The following is a 17524-nucleotide window of genomic DNA, read 5'->3' on the forward strand; positions in this document are numbered from 1 at the left end:
CGTGGTGCAAATCGGCGGGAGGAGGCAGGTTTTTATCTTTATCCTGTATATTGCTATTTTGTTAGCATTTTGTTCTGAATGGTGGCTCCCCGCAGGGCGGAGAGCCACATGTGGATTACTGCTGCTGCCCGGCCCAGATGACCATCACTTTGTCTTCACCGCTCTCACGCACGAACCCGTAACCACGTGGCATCGACAGCGTTGTCTGTTTGCCCATGCCGATTGCCGGATGGCGAGCGCGGAACTGGCCGATCTTCTGCCAGTGGGTAACGCTGCGGGCCGCCTTGCCGTTGACATCCTGCCAGTTCATCTCCGAGCGGGTACCCTGCAGCGGGTCCGAGCCGGTGGGGCCGAACGGGCGCGATGATTCGTCGCCATAGAAAATCTGCACGGCGCCAGGGGCCAGCAGCAGTAGCTCCGCCGCGGTGGTGCCGCCTTCGCGGAACAGCCGCGTATCGTGCGAGGAGAGGTAGCTCAGGACGTTAAAGCTCTGCAGCTTGTCCGCCATTTGCTGCCAGGTGAGGTCAATATTGGCCATACAGGTCGCCGCTTTCGCCGCCTGGTCCTGGTAGTCGAAATTGATCATCGCATCAAAACCGTGGCGATAATAATCGCTCTGCATCACTCCATGTCCCCACGCTTCGCCGGTCATCCAGAACGGCGCCGCATCCAGCGCTTTATCCGGATTGGCTTTCTTCCACTCCGCCAGCGCGGCGGTGGCCTGGGTTTTTAACTGCTGCCAGGCGTCCATCTCCACATGTTTGGCGGTATCGACGCGGAAGCCATCGATGCCGTAGTCACGTACCCACTGGCTCAGCCAGTGTGTCAGATAGTCGCGCGGCGTATAGCCCGGGATCGCTTTCGCTGCGGTGTCTGGTTTATGGTTATAGAAGTTCGGCAGGCCTGAGACCTCCTTCGATTCGGTTTTCAGGTCCGGCAGGAAGGCCAGCGACATGGTGAGATCGTCATAGCCCGGATTGTCGTAATCGCCGATATCGGTGCGGATCCACTTCTTACCCCACCATTTCTCCCACCCGGCTTTGTCGCTGAAGTTGATATAGTCGTTAAAGCTGTGCCAGGTCTGTCCCGCGCCCGGCTTCCAGTCCGTCCAGCGCTCGCCGAGAGTTTTTTTCAGCTCATCTCCTTGCAGATACAGGGAGCCGAACTGGAACTCCTGCATGTCGGCCAGGGTGGCGTAGCCGGCATGGTTCATCACCACGTCGAACAGAATACGTATTCCGCGCTTATGCGCTTCATCCACCAGTCGGCGGAGATCCGCTTCGGTCCCCATGTTGGCGTCCAGTTTCGACCAGTCCTGGGTGTAATAGCCGTGATAAGCGTAGTGAGGGAAATCGCCCTTCGTGCCGCCGCCGACCCAGCCGTGGATCTGCTCGAGCGGGGAGCTGATCCACAGGGCGTTAACTCCCATCTGCTGCAGATAATCCAGCTTGCTGGTTAATCCCTGCAGGTCGCCGCCGTGGAAGGTGCCGATCTCCTGCATGCCGTCTTTATGGCGACCATAGCTGTTGTCGTTGGCCGGGTTACCGTTTACGAAGCGATCGGTCAGGACGAAGTAGACGGTGGCATTGTGCCAGTCAAACGGCGCCGGGGCGGCCGTCTCGGCGCGCTCAAGCAGCAGTAGGCCATTGCTGCCGAAGGCGGGCTGCAGGGTGATTTTGCCGCCGCTGACGGTCGCGACATTACCGCTGTAGAAATCGCGGACCTTGCTGCCCTCGGCGAAGGTTTTGCTGACGTCGATGGTCAGAGGTTTTCCGTCCCACTTCGGACACTGGCGGATCTGCGGCGCCGCGGCGCTGGTCTCTTTTTCCTCCAGCGAAATCATCATCGTTGGCGTGCCGGAACGGGTATCCACCTCCAGGGTATACAGACCCTGGCGGAAGATGCGCCATTGCGGCGGTGTGCCGCGACAGGGCTCCATGGACAGCATCTGGTTGAGCTTAATGCCGCCGGAAGGCTGCCAGCACTGCTGGTCAAAATTTAGCTGCAGGGGACGTGTACCCTTCTCAACCACTTTCTGGCTGATGAATCGGCCGGTCCCTTCTTCGGTAAAAGCAGGAAAGTCGGTGGTAGTCCAGGCGGCAAAGGCCATCCCAGGCACGAATAACGTGGCAAGCGCAGCGAGTTTCATTGCGAGATCCTGTGAGCGGTTTTTATCTAGTGTGCCTTGTCGCCGCGCGGGTGAACTCCTCCTGACGCGCGTTTTACCAGGAGGATGAAAAGGGGTGAGTGATACCGCTCAAAAAATAGGCTAAAAATGAGACGAAGCTAGCATTTTCGCGCTGGCGATGCGCCGCAGAAACCGATTTCAGATGACAGCAATTCGGAATTGGACTATTTCTGTTGATGCCCTCAGTGCGTATTTTTGATACTATTAGCGATTCAGTTATCGTTTTTTTGTGAAAAACAAGGTGTTGGAATGCATATATCCGACCAGGAGACCTGATGATATCGAATCCCATACGACGATATGGGGCCGCCATACTTATGTTACTAACCTGCATCTTTTCAGGTAGTGTGTTGGCGACAACGCACACAGCGACAAAGAGTCATAAAGCCCCAACGGTAAAGAAGATAAGTAGTACTAAGGTAAGCAGTAAACAAGAGTATTCTCGCAATAGTGTAAAGAGCAGTTCACTTCCTGACTTGCGAAAATACCCTTCCGGAACACCAAGGAAAAAAGCGTTTCTCCGGACGGTCATGCCTTATATTACCAAGCAGAATCAGGCGATTACTGCGGATCGTAACTGGCTTATTTCCAAGCAGTACGATGCTCGCTGGTCGCCGACTGAGAAGGCGCGCCTGAAGGATATCGCTTCCCGCTATAAGGTGAAGTGGTCAGGCAATACGCGTCATGTGCCCTGGAACGCGCTGCTTGAGCGTGTCGACATTATTCCGAACAGCATGGTGGCGACCATGGCGGCGGCGGAAAGTGGCTGGGGTACCTCCAGGCTGGCGCGCGAGAATAACAACCTGTTCGGCATGAAGTGCGGCGCCGGTCGCTGCCGCGGCGCGATGAAAGGTTACTCGCAGTTTGAGTCGGTAGAGCAGTCGGTGCAGGCTTACGTAACAAACCTGAACACCCACCCGGCCTATTCTTCTTTCCGCAAGTCGCGCCTGCAGCTGCGCAAGGCGGATCAGGAAGTAACTGCCAGCACCATGATCCATAAGCTGAAGGGGTATTCGACCAAAGGGTCGAGCTACAACAACTATCTCTTCGCGATGTATCAGGACAATCAGCGGCTCATCGCCGCCCATCTGTAATCCGGATGCCCGGCCTTGTCGCCGGGCATTTTTTTACCCTACAGCATCACCTCGCTGTGCCGATCGCGGTACTCCTTCGGCGTCACGTCGTACTCCTTCTTAAACACCGAATAGAAATATTGCAGCGACGGATAGCCGCACATCTGCGAAATCTCATTGATCGACAGACTAGTGGACACCAGCAGGCTGCGCGCCTTTTCCAGTTTTTCGCTGTGGATCACCGTGTGGATGGTCTCCCCGACCTCCTCTTTGAAGCGTTTTTCCAGATTAGAGCGAGAGATGCCCACGGCGTCGAGCACCTGTTCCACCTTGATGCCTTTGCAGGCATTGTTGCGAATGTAATGCATCGCCTGTATCACGGAGGGATCGTTTAACGACCGGTAGTCGGTGGAGCGTCGCTCAACGACGCGCATCGGCGGGATCAGCTGGCGCTGCAGCGGGAGGGCCTCGTTATTCAACAGCCGGTGGAGTAATTTTGCCGCCTGATAACCCATCTGGCGGGTGCCCTGGGCGACAGAGGAGAGGGCGACGCGAGAGAGATAGCGGGTTAGCTCCTCGTTATCGATGCCGATAACGCACAGTTTCTCTGGCACCGGGATATGCAGCAGCTCGCAGGCCTGCAGGACGTGGCGGGCGCGGGCGTCGGTGACGGCGATGATGCCGGTTTGCGGCGGCAGGGTTTGCAGCCAGTCGGCGAGCCGGTTTTGCGCGTGCTGCCAGTTCTCCGGCGCTGTCTCCAGCCCCTGGTAGACCACGCCGCGATACTTCTCCTTCGCGACCAGCTGGCAGAAGGCATACTCGCGCTCTACCGCCCAGCGTTTACCGCTGGAGGCGGGGAGTCCATAAAACGCGAAGCGGTGCACCCCTTTTTCCTTCAAATGGAGAAAAGCGCTTTCCACCAGCGCGGCGTTGTCGGTGGCGATATAGTGGACCGGCGGGTACTGCTCTGGCTGATGATAAGATCCGCCGACGCCGACGATGGGCACGTGGACATCGGCCAGCAGCTTTTCGATTTCGGGATCGTCATAGTCGGCGATAACGCCATCGCCCAACCACTCTTTGATGTTTTCGATGCGTGCCCGAAAGTCCTCTTCAATAAAGATATCCCACTCCAACTGGGAGGCCTGCAGATACTCGCCGACACCTTCAACTACCTGGCGGTCATAAGCTTTGTTGGCGTTAAATAACAGCGTAATACGGTGACGCTTTTCAAACATAGATAATGTTCCTGCTCTAACCCCGGTCATACCCCTTCATTCAAGATGTTGCCGATGGCCTGACTTACCACTCATCCCGGCCACGTACGCCGGTACGCGGCCGGGGGCGCCGTCTGCAACCCGAATGATGTTGGGTATACACTACCGGCTAATGCCCGAGATATTTCAAGCGCCTTATGGCGAAGTTTGGCGGTAGCGCAAAGAATTCAGACATTCTTCAGAGAGTCTCTCCTTATGCGCGCCGCTTGGTGGCAGAGTCCATCCACACCGCCAGCAGCAAAATGGCGCCTTTAACGATATATTGCCAGAAGGTGGCGACGTCCATCATGCTCATACCGTTATCCAGGGCCGACATAATAAACGCCCCCATTACCGCCCCGGCGACGCTGCCGATGCCGCCCGCCAGGCTGGTGCCGCCGATGACGCAGGCGGCGATGGCGTCCAGTTCGGCGATATTGCCCGCCGAAGGCGACCCCGCGCCGAGCCGTGAGCTGAGGATTAGCCCGGCAATAGCGACCATCAGGCCGTTAATGGCAAACACCGCCAGCTTGGTACGCTCGACGTTAATCCCGGACAGACGGGCCGCCTCCAGGTTGCCGCCGATGGCGTAGATGCGGCGACCAAAGGCGGTGCGGGTGGCCATAAACAGGCCCGCCAGCAGCAGGGCGGCGAGGATCAGCACCGGGGTCGGTACGCCGCGATAGTCATTGAGCAGCCAGATTGCGCCCAGCACAATCACCGCGGTAATGGCCTGGCGGCCGACGGCGGCGGTGGAGGACGAGGTCGCCAGACCTAACGCCTGCCGGCGCATCCGCCCGCGCCACTGCCAGACGATAAACACCGCCATGCCGACAACGCCGATGCCGAAGCCGATGCCGTCTGGCAGGTAGCTTTGGCCGATCTGCGACATCGCCGGACTGGTGGGCGAGACGGTGGTCCCGTTGGTGATGCCGATCAGAATGCCGCGAAACGCCAGCATCCCGGCAAGGGTGACGATAAACGAGGGCACTTTGCGATAGGCTACCCACCATCCGTTCCACGCCCCGAGCAGCAGGCCCATCACCAGCGTCACCAGAATGGTGAGCGGCAGCGGCCAGCCGAGCCAGACGTCAAAGATCGCCGCAGCGCCGCCCAGCAGCCCCATCATCGAGCCAACGGAGAGGTCGATTTCTGCCGAAATAATCACAAACACCATGCCGACGGCGAGGATGCCGGTGATGGCCGTCTGCCGCAGCAGGTTGGAGATATTGCGTGCGCTCAGGTAGGCGCCATCGGTAACCCAGGTGAAAAACAGCATAATGACGACGATGGCGGCGATCATCACGAAGACCTGGAGATTCAGCCCCTTCAGCGCCGGCAGGGCCGCGGGGGCGGTTGGGGTGAGTTTGATTTCAGACGACGTGTTCTTCGACATGGCGTTCGCTCCTCAGCGCGGCTTCCATCACCTGTTCCTGGGTCAGATGTTGATTAACCAAATTGGCTTTTAGTCTGCCTTCGTGCATGACCAGCACCCGATCGCTGAGACCGAGCACCTCGGGCAGTTCGGATGAAATGACAATGACCGCGATGCCCTGCTGCACCAGCTGGTTAATCAGTTTATAAATTTCATACTTCGCCCCGATATCGATGCCACGGGTGGGTTCGTCGAGGATCAGAATGCGCGGATTGAGCAGCAGACAGCGCGCCAGAATCGCCTTTTGCTGGTTGCCGCCGCTCAGACGGCCAATCGCCAGCTCCGGCGAGGAGGTTTTAATTTTCAAACGCTGAATGGACTGCTGAATGCAGTGCTGCTCGGCGGCGTCGTCCAGGCTGCTCATTGCGCCGGTGAACTGGTTGAGCGCCGCGAGGGTAATGTTTTTGCCCACCGCCATCACCGGCACGATGCCGTCTTTTTTGCGGTCTTCCGGCACCATGGCGATGCCGTGGGCAATGGCCTGCTGGCAGTTAGAGATGCTCACCGGCTGGCCATCAATAAAGATCTCCCCTTGCCAGCGCCCCGGCCAGACGCCGAACAGGCACTGTACCGCCTCGGTACGTCCGGCGCCGACCAGCCCGGCGATGCCGAGGATTTCTCCGCGACGCAGGGAAAATGAGACGTCATTGACCCGTTTAATATGGCGGTTTACCGGGTGCCAGGCGGTTAAATGTTCAACCCGCAGGATCTCCTCGCCGTGGGCGTGCGGCTCGCTGGGATAGAGCGCGGTGAGCTCGCGGCCGACCATCATAGTGATGATATCGTCTTCGCTCATGCCGCTGGCATCGCGGGTGCCGATGTGCTGGCCGTCGCGGATCACGCAGATCGTATCGGAGATCGCTTTGACCTCATTGAGCTTATGCGAGATATAGATGCAGGCGATATCGTGGTTTTGCAGATCGCGAACGATCGCCAGCAGCGTCGCGGTTTCTTGTTCGGTTAAGGAGGCGGTCGGTTCGTCGAGGATCAGCAGGCGAACCTGTTTATTCAGCGCCTTGGCGATCTCCACCAACTGCTGCTGACCAAGGCCGAGGTCGCCGACGCGGGTATCGGGGGAAATGGGCAGATTGACCTGCGCCAACAGTTTCTGACAGCGCAGCGTCATGGTTTCATAATCCAGCAGACCATGGCGGGAGATCTCGGCGCCGAGGAAAATATTCTCCAGCACGGTGAGATGTTTCACCAGCGCCAGCTCCTGATGAATAATGGCGATGCCTTTGCGTTCGGTATCGCGAATATGGTTTGCCTGCAGCGTTTCGCCGGCAAAAATAATCTCGCCCTCATAGCTTCCGTGCGGATAGATACCGCACAGCACCTTCATCAGCGTCGATTTCCCCGACCCATTTTCACCGCATAACGAGACCACCTCGCCTGCGTTCAGGCGCAGGCTGACGTTATCCACGGCTTTAACAGCGCCGAAGGTTTTGGTGATGTTCTTCATTTCGAGTAGCCAGGTCATAAAGACTCCGCAACAGTGATATCCGGCGGGATGAAAATGACGCCCCGCAGCGGGGCGTCAGCCATTACAGTTCACTCTTTTTATGGAAACCGTCTTTAATCACCGTGGCGTCGATATTCTCTTTATTCACCTCAATTGGCGTTAACAGGCGCGAAGGGACGTCTTTTAAGCCGTTATTCAGCGTGGTATCGGCCTTCGGCTGCTTATCGTTACCCAGCTCAACGGCGATTTCAGCGGCGTTGGTGGCCAGGGTGGTTATCGGTTTATAGACGGTCATCGTCTGGGTACCGGAAATAATGCGCTTCACGCCCGCCAGGTCAGCATCCTGACCGGAGATCGCCACTTTGCCGGCCAGCCCCTGGGCGGTTAAGGCCTGGATGGCGCCGCCGGCGGTGGCGTCATTGGAGGCGACCACGGCATCGATCTTGTTATTATTCGCCGTTAGCGCGTTTTCCATTATTTTCAGCGCGTTCTCCGGTAGCCAGCCGTCAACCCACTGATCGCCGACAATCTTAATTTTGCCTTCATCGACATACGGCTTGAGAACTTTCATCTGTCCGGCGCGGAACAGTTTAGCGTTATTATCCACCGGCGAACCGCCCATCAGGAAATAATTACCCTGCGGCACTTTGTCGACCAGACTTTGCGCCTGCATTTCACCAACTTTTTCATTATCGAAAGATATATAGAAATCAATGTCGGCATTATTAATCATACGGTCATAGGCCAGGACTTTAATACCTTCCTGCTTGGCTTCTTTAATAACGTTACTGAGTACCTGGCCGTTATAAGGAATAATGACTAACACATCGACGCCGCGGTTGATCATGTTTTCAATTTGCGACATCTGCGTTTCTTCATTGCCATTAGCGGACTGGACAAAAACTTTGGCGCCTAAGGATTCTGCTTTATTGACGAAAATATCACGGTCTTTCTGCCAGCGCTCCAGACGCAGATCGTCGATGGCCATGCCAATCTTCACTTCTTTCGCCATCCCCGCCATGCTGGCGAGCAGGAGGGAGCTGGCGCAAAGCGTAAGGCAAAGGTTCTTTATCTTCATAATAACGATACCTTTTTTGTAAGGGTAGGTAAGACGAACGGAAAATAATGTTTGATACATGAGGTTGCGGATACGTTACAGATTCTTAACGCGGAAAGCAGGGCTGGCAATTACCGGTTCTTATTTTGCCGTTATGAAATTTCGTTTAATGTGCAAATTATGACGGCGATCGTATTTTATTCATGCACGCTCTTATTATTGCACTGGACTGTCTCTGACAAAGCGGCGCAACGGCGACTGGATATTATTTTTGCGAGCTGGCGCACGTTTGTGGATTCTCTCAATGGCGGTGTGAAATAACGTAATTGAGGAAAATGAAAGCGAAATTCTATATTGGCTTAAACCCGTCATACTTCAAGTTGTAGGTGGGTTGGTGACATTCGTTGCTCCGACCTCTTGCTGGTGCCAGCGCCTGGAGGTTCACGCTCTTGCCGCCTTCCTGCAACTCGAATTATTTAGGGTATCTGATTGGTTATTCGCCGCATCTCTGAATATGGAGTTCTCTATGCAGACCTATTTCGATCAACTCGATCGCGTTCGTTACGAAGGCCCGAAATCCACTAACCCGCTGGCTTTCCGTCATTACAACCCGGATGAACTGGTGCTGGGCAAACGGATGGAAGATCATCTGCGTTTTGCGGCCTGTTACTGGCACACCTTCTGCTGGAATGGCGCCGATATGTTTGGCGTGGGCTCCTTTGATCGTCCCTGGCAGCAGCCTGGCGACGCCCTGGAGATGGCCAAACGCAAAGCCGATGTGGCGTTCGAATTCTTCCATAAACTCAACGTGCCTTACTACTGCTTCCACGACGTTGACGTCTCGCCGGAAGGCGCTTCCCTCAAGGAGTACAGCAATAACTTCGCCCGGATGGTCGAGGTGCTGGCTGAGAAACAGCAGCAGAGCGGCGTGAAGCTTCTGTGGGGGACCGCAAACTGCTTTACCAACCCGCGCTACGGCGCCGGCGCGGCCACCAACCCGGATCCGGAAGTATTTAGCTGGGCGGCCACCCAGGTGGTCACCGCCATGAATGCCACCCATCAACTGGGCGGTGAAAACTATGTGCTGTGGGGCGGTCGCGAGGGCTATGAAACCCTGCTGAATACCGACCTGCGCCAGGAGCGTGAGCAGATTGGCCGCTTTATGCAGCTGGTGGTGGAGCATAAGCATAAAATCGGCTTTAAAGGTACGCTGCTGATTGAGCCCAAACCGCAGGAGCCGACCAAGCATCAGTATGACTATGATGCCTCTACCGTTTACGGCTTCCTCAAACAGTTTGGTCTGGAAAAAGAGATTAAACTGAATATTGAAGCTAACCATGCCACGCTCGCCGGCCATTCGTTCCATCATGAAATTGCGACGGCCATTGCGCTGGGGCTGTTCGGCTCCGTTGACGCCAACCGCGGCGATCCGCAGCTGGGCTGGGATACCGACCAGTTCCCGAACAGCGTCGAAGAGAACGCGCTGGTGATGTATGAAATCCTCAAAGCGGGCGGCTTCACCACCGGCGGCCTCAACTTTGATGCGAAAGTGCGCCGGCAGAGCACCGACAAATACGATCTGTTCTATGGTCATATTGGCGCGATGGATACCATGGCGCTGTCGCTGAAGGTCGCGGCGCGGATGATCGAGGACGGCGAACTGGATAAGCGCGTGGCCAGACGCTACGCCGGCTGGAACGGTGAGCTGGGGCAGCAGATCCTTAACGGGCAGATGACCCTGAGCGATATTGCCCAGTATGCCGCTCAGCATCAGCTGGCGCCGCAGCATCGCAGCGGCCAGCAGGAACAACTGGAAAACCTGGTCAACCATTATCTGTTTGACAAGTAATCATACGGCGGTGCCCGGGGTGACCGGCGCCGCAACCAGGATGCTCTGTTCGCGCCACGCTCAGCCGTGGCGCGCGTTTAAGGAGAGGGAGTATGTATATCGGCATCGATCTGGGGACGTCGGGCGTCAAAGCCATCCTGCTCAATGAGCAGGGTGAGGTAGTGGCATCGCATACCGAAAAACTCACCGTCTCGCGTCCGCATCCGCTGTGGTCGGAGCAAGATCCCGAACAGTGGTGGCTGGCGACGGACACGGCGATGAAAGCCCTGGGCGCGCAGCATAGCCTGCGCGACGTGAAGGCGCTGGGCATTGCCGGGCAGATGCACGGCGCCACCCTACTGGATAAATCGTTACAGGTGCTGCGTCCGGCCATTTTATGGAATGACGGCCGCTGCGCCGAAGAGTGCCAGCTGCTGGAAGACAAAGTCAGCGCTTCCCGGCAGATCACCGGCAACCTGATGATGCCGGGCTTTACGGCGCCGAAGCTCTTATGGGTACAGCGCCACGAGGCGGCAGTGTTCAGCCAGGTCGATAAAGTGCTGCTGCCCAAGGATTATCTGCGCCTGCGCATGACCGGCGAGCTCGCCAGCGATATGTCTGACGCCGCCGGCACGATGTGGCTGGACGTCGCCCGGCGCGACTGGAGCGACGAGATGCTCGCCGCCTGCGATCTCAGTCGGGATGCGATGCCGGCGCTGTTCGAAGGCAGCGACGTCACCGGGCAACTGCGACCTGAGGTGGCGCAGGCGTGGAATATGCCGCCGGCGCTGGTGGTGGGCGGCGGGGGCGACAACGCCGCGGGCGCGGTCGGGGTCGGCATGGCCGATGCCGGTCAGGCGATGCTGTCGCTGGGTACGTCTGGCGTCTACTTCGCCGTCAGTGAAGGGTTCCTTAGCAAACCCGAAAGCGCGGTGCACAGCTTCTGCCATGCCCTGCCGGGCCGCTGGCATTTGATGTCGGTGATGCTCAGCGCGGCCTCCTGTCTGGACTGGGCGGCAAAATTAACCGGTCTCGCCAGCGTGCCGGCGCTGATCGCGGCGGCGCAGACGGCGGATGAAAGCGCCGGTCCGGTGTGGTTCCTGCCCTATCTGTCTGGCGAACGCACGCCGCACAACAACCCGCAGGCTAAGGGCGTCTTTTTTGGCCTGACGCATCAGCATGGGCCGGCAGAGCTGGCGCGGGCGGTGCTGGAGGGGGTGGGCTATGCGCTGGCGGATGGTATGGACGTGGTGCACGCCTGCGGCATCAAGCCGCAGAGCATCACGCTTATCGGCGGCGGGGCGCGCAGCGCTTACTGGCGGCAAATGCTGGCGGATATCAGCGGCCTGCAGCTCGATTACCGTACCGGGGGCGATGTCGGCCCGGCGCTGGGGGCGGCCAGGCTGGCGCAGCTGGCGGTTCACGACGAGGCAGACCGCCCCGGGCTGCTGAAGCCGCTGCCGCTTGAACAAGCCCATCGCCCAGACGATCGCCGTGTGGCCCACTATGCGCCGCAGCGGGAAACCTTCCGCCAGATTTATCAGCAACTGAAACCGCTGATGTCTTAGCCTCAGTCCGTCCGGCAGCGCCGGGCGGATTCCCTTCCTGAATGTCCCGGCTACATCCATCCATAAATGCGTATTTATTTATTCCGAAATCTCCGCTTTGTCGTACGTAATCTGAGGCATCGCCGAGGGAGTCGGTCATAATCAGCCCCTGTCGACCAGGGAGGTGAGATGATCACAAAACGCAATATTGCCAGGGGGATGATGGCGACAGGATCGCTGGTTTATCTGCTCGGTATCTGGCGGACCTGCCCGCTGTTCAGCGGCAAAGGGTATTTTCTCGGCGTGCTGGTGATGGGGATGTTTGCTGTTCTCGCCCATCAGCGCGCCAGTCAGTGGCAGGAACAGGACGACGGTTTTATTGCCTTATGCCGGCTGGTGCTGCTGCTATCGGTCGGCCTGCTGCTGGTCGGCGCCTGGTATGTACCGGCAGACTGGCATGAAAAAGCCGTCTATATCGCGGCATGGTTTGTCTGCTTATATGGCGCATCGGCAACCCCCGAACGGACCCGCATCGCCCGCGCGATGCAAAAAACGGAATAAGCGCCGCCCCGAGGCGCGTAAAAGGTAAAAAGTGATGGAAAACAAGCACGCGACGTATTCTCCTGCGTTTCATTTGATCTCCTGGATTACCCTGATCGGCGGCATCGTCACCTATCTGGTGGGGCTGTGGAATGCCGATATGCAGTTGAATGAGAAAGGCTATTATTTTGCCGTCCTGGTACTGGGGCTGTTTGCCGCGGCATCTTATCAAAAGACGGTGCGCGATAAGTATGAAGCCATTCCGACCACCGCGCTGTACTACACCACCTGTCTGGTGGTCTTCGTTATCGCTGTAGGTCTGCTGGTTATCGGACTGTGGAATGCCACTCTGCTGCTCAGCGAGAAAGGGTTCTATGGGCTGGCGTATTTTTTGAGCCTGTTTGGCGCTGTTGCGGTACAGAAAAACGTGCGTGATGTCTGGGACCCGACGCGCTTACGGGAACCTCTCAGCGTGACGGAAGAGGGGCCTGAGACGTAAGTCGGGCCCCTCCGGGCGGCGGACCGTTAGCTGACCAGCCGGCGGCTATCAATCCGCTGCACCAGGCCTGACAGCAGCAGGCTGCCGAGCAGGGCGGCGCTAAATATCCACACAATATCCAGCAGCGGCCAGCGGGATAGCTCCAGATGGCTGGCGCGCAGCGCATGCACTATCAGGGCATGAAAGCCGTAGATCCCCAGCGAATGTCGCGCAATGCAGGCGATACCGGGCAGGGGACGCGCGTTAAGCCAGTTTTTGGCCAGCGTCAGCAGGGTGACCGCGCAAACAAACACCGCCGGTCCGCAGTAGAGATACCAGGTGTCGCCGAAGTCTCCGCGCCAGCGCAGCTCATGCAGCGTGCCGCGGGAAATGACCCACACGGCGGCGATGAACAGCGCGGCGCAGAGCGGTGTTAGCCATTTTTTATCGGTGTCCAGGGTGCCAATGGCTCTGCCCAGCACGCCGTAGAGCACGTAGTAGAAGGTGTCGCCGTTGATATAGAGGTTGACTGGCAGCCACTCAATCCCGGCGGCTTTAACGCTGACCATATTGGGGTTGGCCAGAATGCCGAGGATCGCCATCAGCGCCAGCAGCATTGTGCTACTGGTGGACTTAACCTGAAGCAGCGGCGAGAGCAGGTAGATGACGGTGATAGCAAAGAAAAACCACAGGTGGTAGAAGACGGGCTTCTGCAGCAAATTCTTTAACGACAGCTCGACGTTGATATGGGTAAACAGCGTGATATACAGCAGAGATAGCGCGCTATAGAACGCAATGCACAGGCCAATCCGCCAGAAATGGCGCGGCTGGGCGCTGCGTTCCCCAAAAAAGAGGTAGCCCGAGATCATAAAAAACAGCGGCACGCTGACGCGGGAGGCGGAATTGAGCAGATTGGCGATATCCCATTGCAGCAGGGTAATCGCATGGGGGTGAGTGATATACCAGCTGGTGCTGTGGATCATCACCACCATCATGCAGGCGATGCCGCGCAGGTTGGTGATCCAGTGTATCTTTTCTTGCATCAGTCCCTCAATGTCTGCTGGCGAAATAAGATATGACCTGCCCGGTTTCCCGGTGTCGCAATAGATTAGTCTGAGTTTTCGGTCACAGACTTGTCGCAGTTTCATGATATTCGCAAAATACCTGTAATACTGAATCTTTAAGATAACAACTTGCTAACAAGGCGGTGGAGGAGAACGTGGTGAAAGGTGTTGTTTCCGTCATGCTGGTGCTGCTCCTCGCGGGCTGCAGCGAGACCGTCTCCCCGCCGACGCAAAAAGCGCAGCGCGCTCGTATTACGCCGCAAACCACGCTCAATATGGCGCAGCTTTGCAAGGATCAGGCGGCTATCCGCTATAACACGCAAACGCAGCTCGTTGACGTGAACCACTTTGAACAATTCCAGGCGAGCTATGAGCTTTCTGGCCGTACCGGCAAGAATGAGCGTTTCATCTGTTCCTTTGACCCGGACGGCCAGTTTATGCATCTTTCGATGCGCTGAATCGACCCCGCCTGGCGTAAATTTCGTCCGTTTTCCTGAAACAACGCCGTTTCGTACTGTATATCTCGCAGCCAGCGGGTATACTGACTCCTTCCTTTAAATCCACACGTATCCAGCACGAAATCATATGCAAAAGTTTGATACCAGGACCTTCCAGGGCCTGATCCTGACCTTACAGGATTACTGGGCTCGTCAGGGCTGCACCATTGTTCAACCACTGGACATGGAAGTCGGCGCCGGCACCTCTCACCCGATGACCTGCCTGCGCGCGTTAGGACCGGAGCCGATGGCGACCGCCTACGTACAGCCTTCCCGTCGTCCAACCGATGGCCGCTATGGCGAAAACCCGAACCGTTTACAGCACTACTATCAGTTCCAGGTGGTGATTAAACCCTCTCCGGACAACATCCAGGAGCTGTACCTCGGGTCGCTGAAAGAGCTGGGTATGGACCCGACTATCCACGACATTCGCTTTGTCGAAGACAACTGGGAAAACCCGACGCTGGGCGCCTGGGGTCTGGGCTGGGAAGTGTGGCTCAACGGCATGGAAGTGACGCAGTTCACCTACTTCCAGCAGGTCGGCGGCCTCGAGTGTAAGCCGGTGACCGGCGAGATCACCTACGGTCTGGAGCGTCTGGCGATGTACATCCAGGGTGTGGACAGCGTCTATGACCTGGTCTGGAGCGATGGCCCGCTGGGGAAAACCACCTACGGCGACGTGTTCCACCAGAACGAAGTGGAGCAGTCCACCTATAACTTCGAATATGCCGACGTCGACTTCCTGTTCACCTGCTTCGAACAGTATGAGAAAGAGGCCCAGCAGCTGCTGGCGCTGGAGTCCCCGCTGCCGCTGCCGGCCTACGAGCGTATTCTGAAAGCGGCTCACAGCTTCAACCTGCTGGATGCGCGTAAAGCCATCTCCGTCACCGAGCGTCAGCGCTATATCCTGCGCATTCGCACCCTGACTAAAGCAGTGGCGGAAGCGTACTACGCTTCCCGTGAAGCGCTCGGCTTCCCGATGTGCAACAAGAATAAATAAGAGGCGGCCATGTCTGAGAATACTTTTCTGGTGGAAATCGGCACTGAAGAGCTGCCACCAAAAGCGCTGCGCAGCCTGGCGGAATCTTTTGCTGCGAATGTGACCGCGGAGCTGGATAACGCTGGCCTTGCGCACGGTAAAGTGGAATGGTTTGCCGCCCCGCGTCGTCTGGCGCTGAAGGTGGCCAACCTGGCGGCGGCGCAAGCCGATCGCGAAGTGGAAAAACGCGGCCCGGCTATTGCCCAGGCGTTCGATGCCGAAGGCAAGCCAAGCAAAGCGGCCGAAGGCTGGGCGCGCGGCTGCGGTATCACCGTCGATCAGGCCGAACGTCTGACCACGGACAAAGGCGAGTGGCTGCTGTATCGCGCCCATGTGAAGGGTGAAAGCACCGAAGCGCTGCTGCCGAACATGATTGCCAGCTCGCTGGCGAAGCTACCGATCCCGAAACTGATGCGCTGGGGCGCGTCTGACGTCCACTTCGTGCGTCCGGTACACACGGTGACTTTGCTGCTGGGTGACAAAGTGATCCCGGCCACTATCCTCGGTATTCCGTCCGATCGCGTGATTCGCGGCCATCGCTTTATGGGCGAGCCGGAGTTCACCATCGACCATGCCGACCAGTACCCGCAGATCCTGCTGGAGCGCGGTAAAGTCATCGCCGATTACGAACAGCGTAAAGCCAAAATCAAAGCTGATGCGCAAGAGGCGGCGCGTAAGATAGGCGGTCAAGCCGATCTGAGCGAAAGCCTGCTGGAAGAGGTCACCTCGCTGGTGGAATGGCCGGTGGTGCTGACGGCGAAGTTCGAAGAAAAATTCCTCGCGGTGCCGTCTGAAGCGCTGGTTTACACCATGAAGGGCGACCAGAAGTACTTCCCGGTCTACGACAACGCCGGCAAACTGCTGCCGAACTTTATCTTCGTGGCCAACATCGAGTCCAAAGATCCGCAGCAGATCATCTCCGGTAACGAGAAGGTGGTCCGTCCGCGTCTGGCCGATGCCGAGTTCTTCTTCAATACCGACCGTAAAAAACGTCTGGAAGATAACCTGCCGCGTCTGGAAACCGTGCTGTTCCAACAGCAACTTGGGACTCTGCGCGACAAGACCGATCGCATCCAGGCGCTGGCGGGTTGGATTGCCGAACAGATTGGCGCTGACGTGAACCACGCAACCCGCGCGGGCCTGCTGTCCAAGTGCGACCTGATGACCAACATGGTCTTCGAGTTCACCGACACCCAGGGCGTGATGGGGATGCACTACGCGCGCCATGACGGCGAAGCGGAAGACGTGGCCGTGGCGCTGAACGAGCAGTATCAGCCGCGATTTGCTGGCGACGCGCTGCCGTCTAATCCGGTGGCCTGCGCGGTAGCGATTGCCGATAAGATGGACACCCTGGCGGGTATCTTTGGTATCGGTCAGCATCCGAAAGGCGATAAAGACCCGTTTGCGCTGCGTCGCGCCGCGCTGGGCGTGCTGCGTATCATCGTTGAGAAGAACCTGGATCTCGATCTGCAGACGCTGACCGAAGAAGCGGTTCGTCTGTACGGTGAGAAGCTGACCAACGCCAACGTGGTTGATGATGTGATCGACTTTATGCTGGGCCGCTTCCGTGCCTGGTATCAGGACGAAGGCTACGGCGTCGACACGATCCAGGCGGTACTGGCGCGTCGTCCAACCCGCCCGGCGGATTTCGATGCGCGTATGAAGGCGGTATCGCACTTCCGTACTCTGGAAGAGTCCTCCGCGTTGGCGGCGGCAAACAAACGTGTCTCCAACATCCTCGCGAAATCCGATGAGACGCTGAACGACATCGTTCACGCTTCGGTGCTGAAAGAAGCGGCGGAAATTAAGCTGGCGGGTAATCTGGTGGTGCTGCGCGACAAGCTGCAGCCGTATTTCGCCGCAGGCCGTTATCAGGATGCGCTGATTGAGCTGGCCGCGCTGCGCGAGCCGGTGGATGAGTTCTTCGAGAACGTGATGGTTAACGCTGAAGACAAAGATGTTCGCATCAACCGTCTGACGCTGCTGTCCAAACTGCGTGAACTGTTCCTGCAGGTCGCGGATATTTCTCTGCTGCAGTAAGCGTATCGGAAATAATAAAA

At 57.5% G+C, this 17524-nt stretch carries 14 protein-coding genes; 8 read left to right on the forward strand and 6 right to left on the reverse strand.

Annotated features, from left to right (window positions below; genetic code table 11):
* Positions 1-115 precede the first annotated feature (115 nt).
* Positions 116-2149, reverse strand: a complete 2034-nt coding sequence (locus tag LPQ25_RS00915) for an alpha-amylase (RefSeq protein ID WP_004145234.1) — start codon at positions 2147-2149, stop codon at positions 116-118.
* 314 nt (positions 2150-2463) lie between these two features.
* Between LPQ25_RS00915 and LPQ25_RS00920 the strand changes: the two genes are divergently transcribed.
* The gene (locus tag LPQ25_RS00920; RefSeq protein ID WP_004188166.1) at positions 2464-3282 is read left to right on the forward strand and encodes a protein bax; all 819 of its coding nucleotides are present in this window, start codon (positions 2464-2466) and stop codon (positions 3280-3282) included.
* 38 nt (positions 3283-3320) lie between these two features.
* On the opposite strand, the gene xylR is transcribed toward LPQ25_RS00920, so the two are convergent.
* From xylR to xylF, 4 genes are all read right to left on the reverse strand, one after another.
* A complete protein-coding gene (gene xylR, locus LPQ25_RS00925; RefSeq protein WP_002922351.1) occupies positions 3321-4499 on the reverse strand; it encodes a D-xylose utilization transcriptional activator XylR in 1179 nt (392 codons plus the stop codon).
* A 232-nt stretch (positions 4500-4731) separates the two neighbouring features.
* Positions 4732-5913, reverse strand: coding sequence for a xylose ABC transporter permease XylH (gene xylH, locus LPQ25_RS00930; RefSeq protein ID WP_002922349.1), 1182 nt, complete (start codon positions 5911-5913; stop codon positions 4732-4734).
* On the reverse strand, positions 5891-7432 hold the full coding sequence (locus LPQ25_RS00935; protein ID WP_002922346.1) for a xylose ABC transporter ATP-binding protein: 1542 nt from the start codon (positions 7430-7432) through the stop codon (positions 5891-5893). The genes xylH and LPQ25_RS00935 overlap by 23 nt, the downstream gene beginning before the upstream one ends.
* Before the next feature lie 64 nt (positions 7433-7496).
* Positions 7497-8492 carry a D-xylose ABC transporter substrate-binding protein gene (gene xylF / locus LPQ25_RS00940; protein WP_004210164.1) on the reverse strand — a complete coding sequence of 332 codons (996 nt, stop codon included), beginning with the start codon at positions 8490-8492 and terminating at the stop codon, positions 7497-7499.
* A gap of 505 nt (positions 8493-8997) precedes the next feature.
* On the opposite strand from xylF, the gene xylA reads away from it, so the two are divergent.
* From xylA to yiaA, 4 genes are all read left to right on the forward strand, one after another.
* The gene (xylA, locus tag LPQ25_RS00945) at positions 8998-10320 is read left to right on the forward strand and encodes a xylose isomerase (RefSeq protein WP_002922139.1); all 1323 of its coding nucleotides are present in this window, start codon (positions 8998-9000) and stop codon (positions 10318-10320) included.
* A 92-nt stretch (positions 10321-10412) separates the two neighbouring features.
* Positions 10413-11867, forward strand: a complete 1455-nt coding sequence (gene xylB, locus LPQ25_RS00950) for a xylulokinase (RefSeq protein WP_004150156.1) — start codon at positions 10413-10415, stop codon at positions 11865-11867.
* A gap of 168 nt (positions 11868-12035) precedes the next feature.
* Entirely contained in the window at positions 12036-12407 is a 372-nt protein-coding gene (gene yiaB, locus LPQ25_RS00955) for an inner membrane protein YiaB (RefSeq protein ID WP_002922133.1), read from the forward strand.
* Between the two features lie 31 nt (positions 12408-12438).
* The gene (gene yiaA / locus LPQ25_RS00960) at positions 12439-12885 is read left to right on the forward strand and encodes an inner membrane protein YiaA (RefSeq protein ID WP_015875234.1); all 447 of its coding nucleotides are present in this window, start codon (positions 12439-12441) and stop codon (positions 12883-12885) included.
* A gap of 26 nt (positions 12886-12911) precedes the next feature.
* Here the strand turns inward: yiaA and LPQ25_RS00965 are convergent, their stop codons facing one another.
* Entirely contained in the window at positions 12912-13907 is a 996-nt protein-coding gene (locus LPQ25_RS00965) for an acyltransferase (RefSeq protein ID WP_004173929.1), read from the reverse strand.
* 179 nt (positions 13908-14086) lie between these two features.
* On the opposite strand from LPQ25_RS00965, the gene LPQ25_RS00970 reads away from it, so the two are divergent.
* From LPQ25_RS00970 to glyS, 3 genes are all read left to right on the forward strand, one after another.
* Positions 14087-14386: a YsaB family lipoprotein gene (locus LPQ25_RS00970; RefSeq protein ID WP_002922129.1), complete on the forward strand. Its 300-nt coding sequence runs from the start codon at positions 14087-14089 to the stop codon at positions 14384-14386.
* 127 nt (positions 14387-14513) lie between these two features.
* The gene (gene glyQ / locus LPQ25_RS00975; RefSeq protein ID WP_014906792.1) at positions 14514-15425 is read left to right on the forward strand and encodes a glycine--tRNA ligase subunit alpha; all 912 of its coding nucleotides are present in this window, start codon (positions 14514-14516) and stop codon (positions 15423-15425) included.
* Between the two features lie 9 nt (positions 15426-15434).
* A complete protein-coding gene (gene glyS / locus LPQ25_RS00980; protein WP_002922127.1) occupies positions 15435-17504 on the forward strand; it encodes a glycine--tRNA ligase subunit beta in 2070 nt (689 codons plus the stop codon).
* The last annotated feature ends 20 nt before the right edge of the window (positions 17505-17524 follow it).

Source organism: Klebsiella sp. KPN54798 (genome assembly GCF_021184225.1).
In the GTDB taxonomy this organism is placed as follows: domain Bacteria; phylum Pseudomonadota; class Gammaproteobacteria; order Enterobacterales; family Enterobacteriaceae; genus Klebsiella; species Klebsiella pneumoniae.

Bases quoted from the DNA above. Each gene is read 5' to 3' on its own strand.
- glyS (WP_002922127.1), top strand. From the start codon at position 15,435: ATGTCTGAGAATACTTTTCTGGTGGAAATCGGCACTGAAGAGCTGCCA.
- LPQ25_RS00965 (WP_004173929.1), bottom strand. From the start codon at position 13,907: ATGCAAGAAAAGATACACTGGATCACCAACCTGCGCGGCATCGCCTGC.
- xylA (WP_002922139.1), top strand. From the start codon at position 8,998: ATGCAGACCTATTTCGATCAACTCGATCGCGTTCGTTACGAAGGCCCG.
- LPQ25_RS00935 (WP_002922346.1), bottom strand. From the start codon at position 7,432: ATGACCTGGCTACTCGAAATGAAGAACATCACCAAAACCTTCGGCGCT.
- xylR (WP_002922351.1), bottom strand. From the start codon at position 4,499: ATGTTTGAAAAGCGTCACCGTATTACGCTGTTATTTAACGCCAACAAA.
- glyQ (WP_014906792.1), top strand. From the start codon at position 14,514: ATGCAAAAGTTTGATACCAGGACCTTCCAGGGCCTGATCCTGACCTTA.
- LPQ25_RS00915 (WP_004145234.1), bottom strand. From the start codon at position 2,149: ATGAAACTCGCTGCGCTTGCCACGTTATTCGTGCCTGGGATGGCCTTT.
- xylH (WP_002922349.1), bottom strand. From the start codon at position 5,913: ATGTCGAAGAACACGTCGTCTGAAATCAAACTCACCCCAACCGCCCCC.
- xylF (WP_004210164.1), bottom strand. From the start codon at position 8,492: ATGAAGATAAAGAACCTTTGCCTTACGCTTTGCGCCAGCTCCCTCCTG.
- LPQ25_RS00920 (WP_004188166.1), top strand. From the start codon at position 2,464: ATGATATCGAATCCCATACGACGATATGGGGCCGCCATACTTATGTTA.
- yiaB (WP_002922133.1), top strand. From the start codon at position 12,036: ATGATCACAAAACGCAATATTGCCAGGGGGATGATGGCGACAGGATCG.
- xylB (WP_004150156.1), top strand. From the start codon at position 10,413: ATGTATATCGGCATCGATCTGGGGACGTCGGGCGTCAAAGCCATCCTG.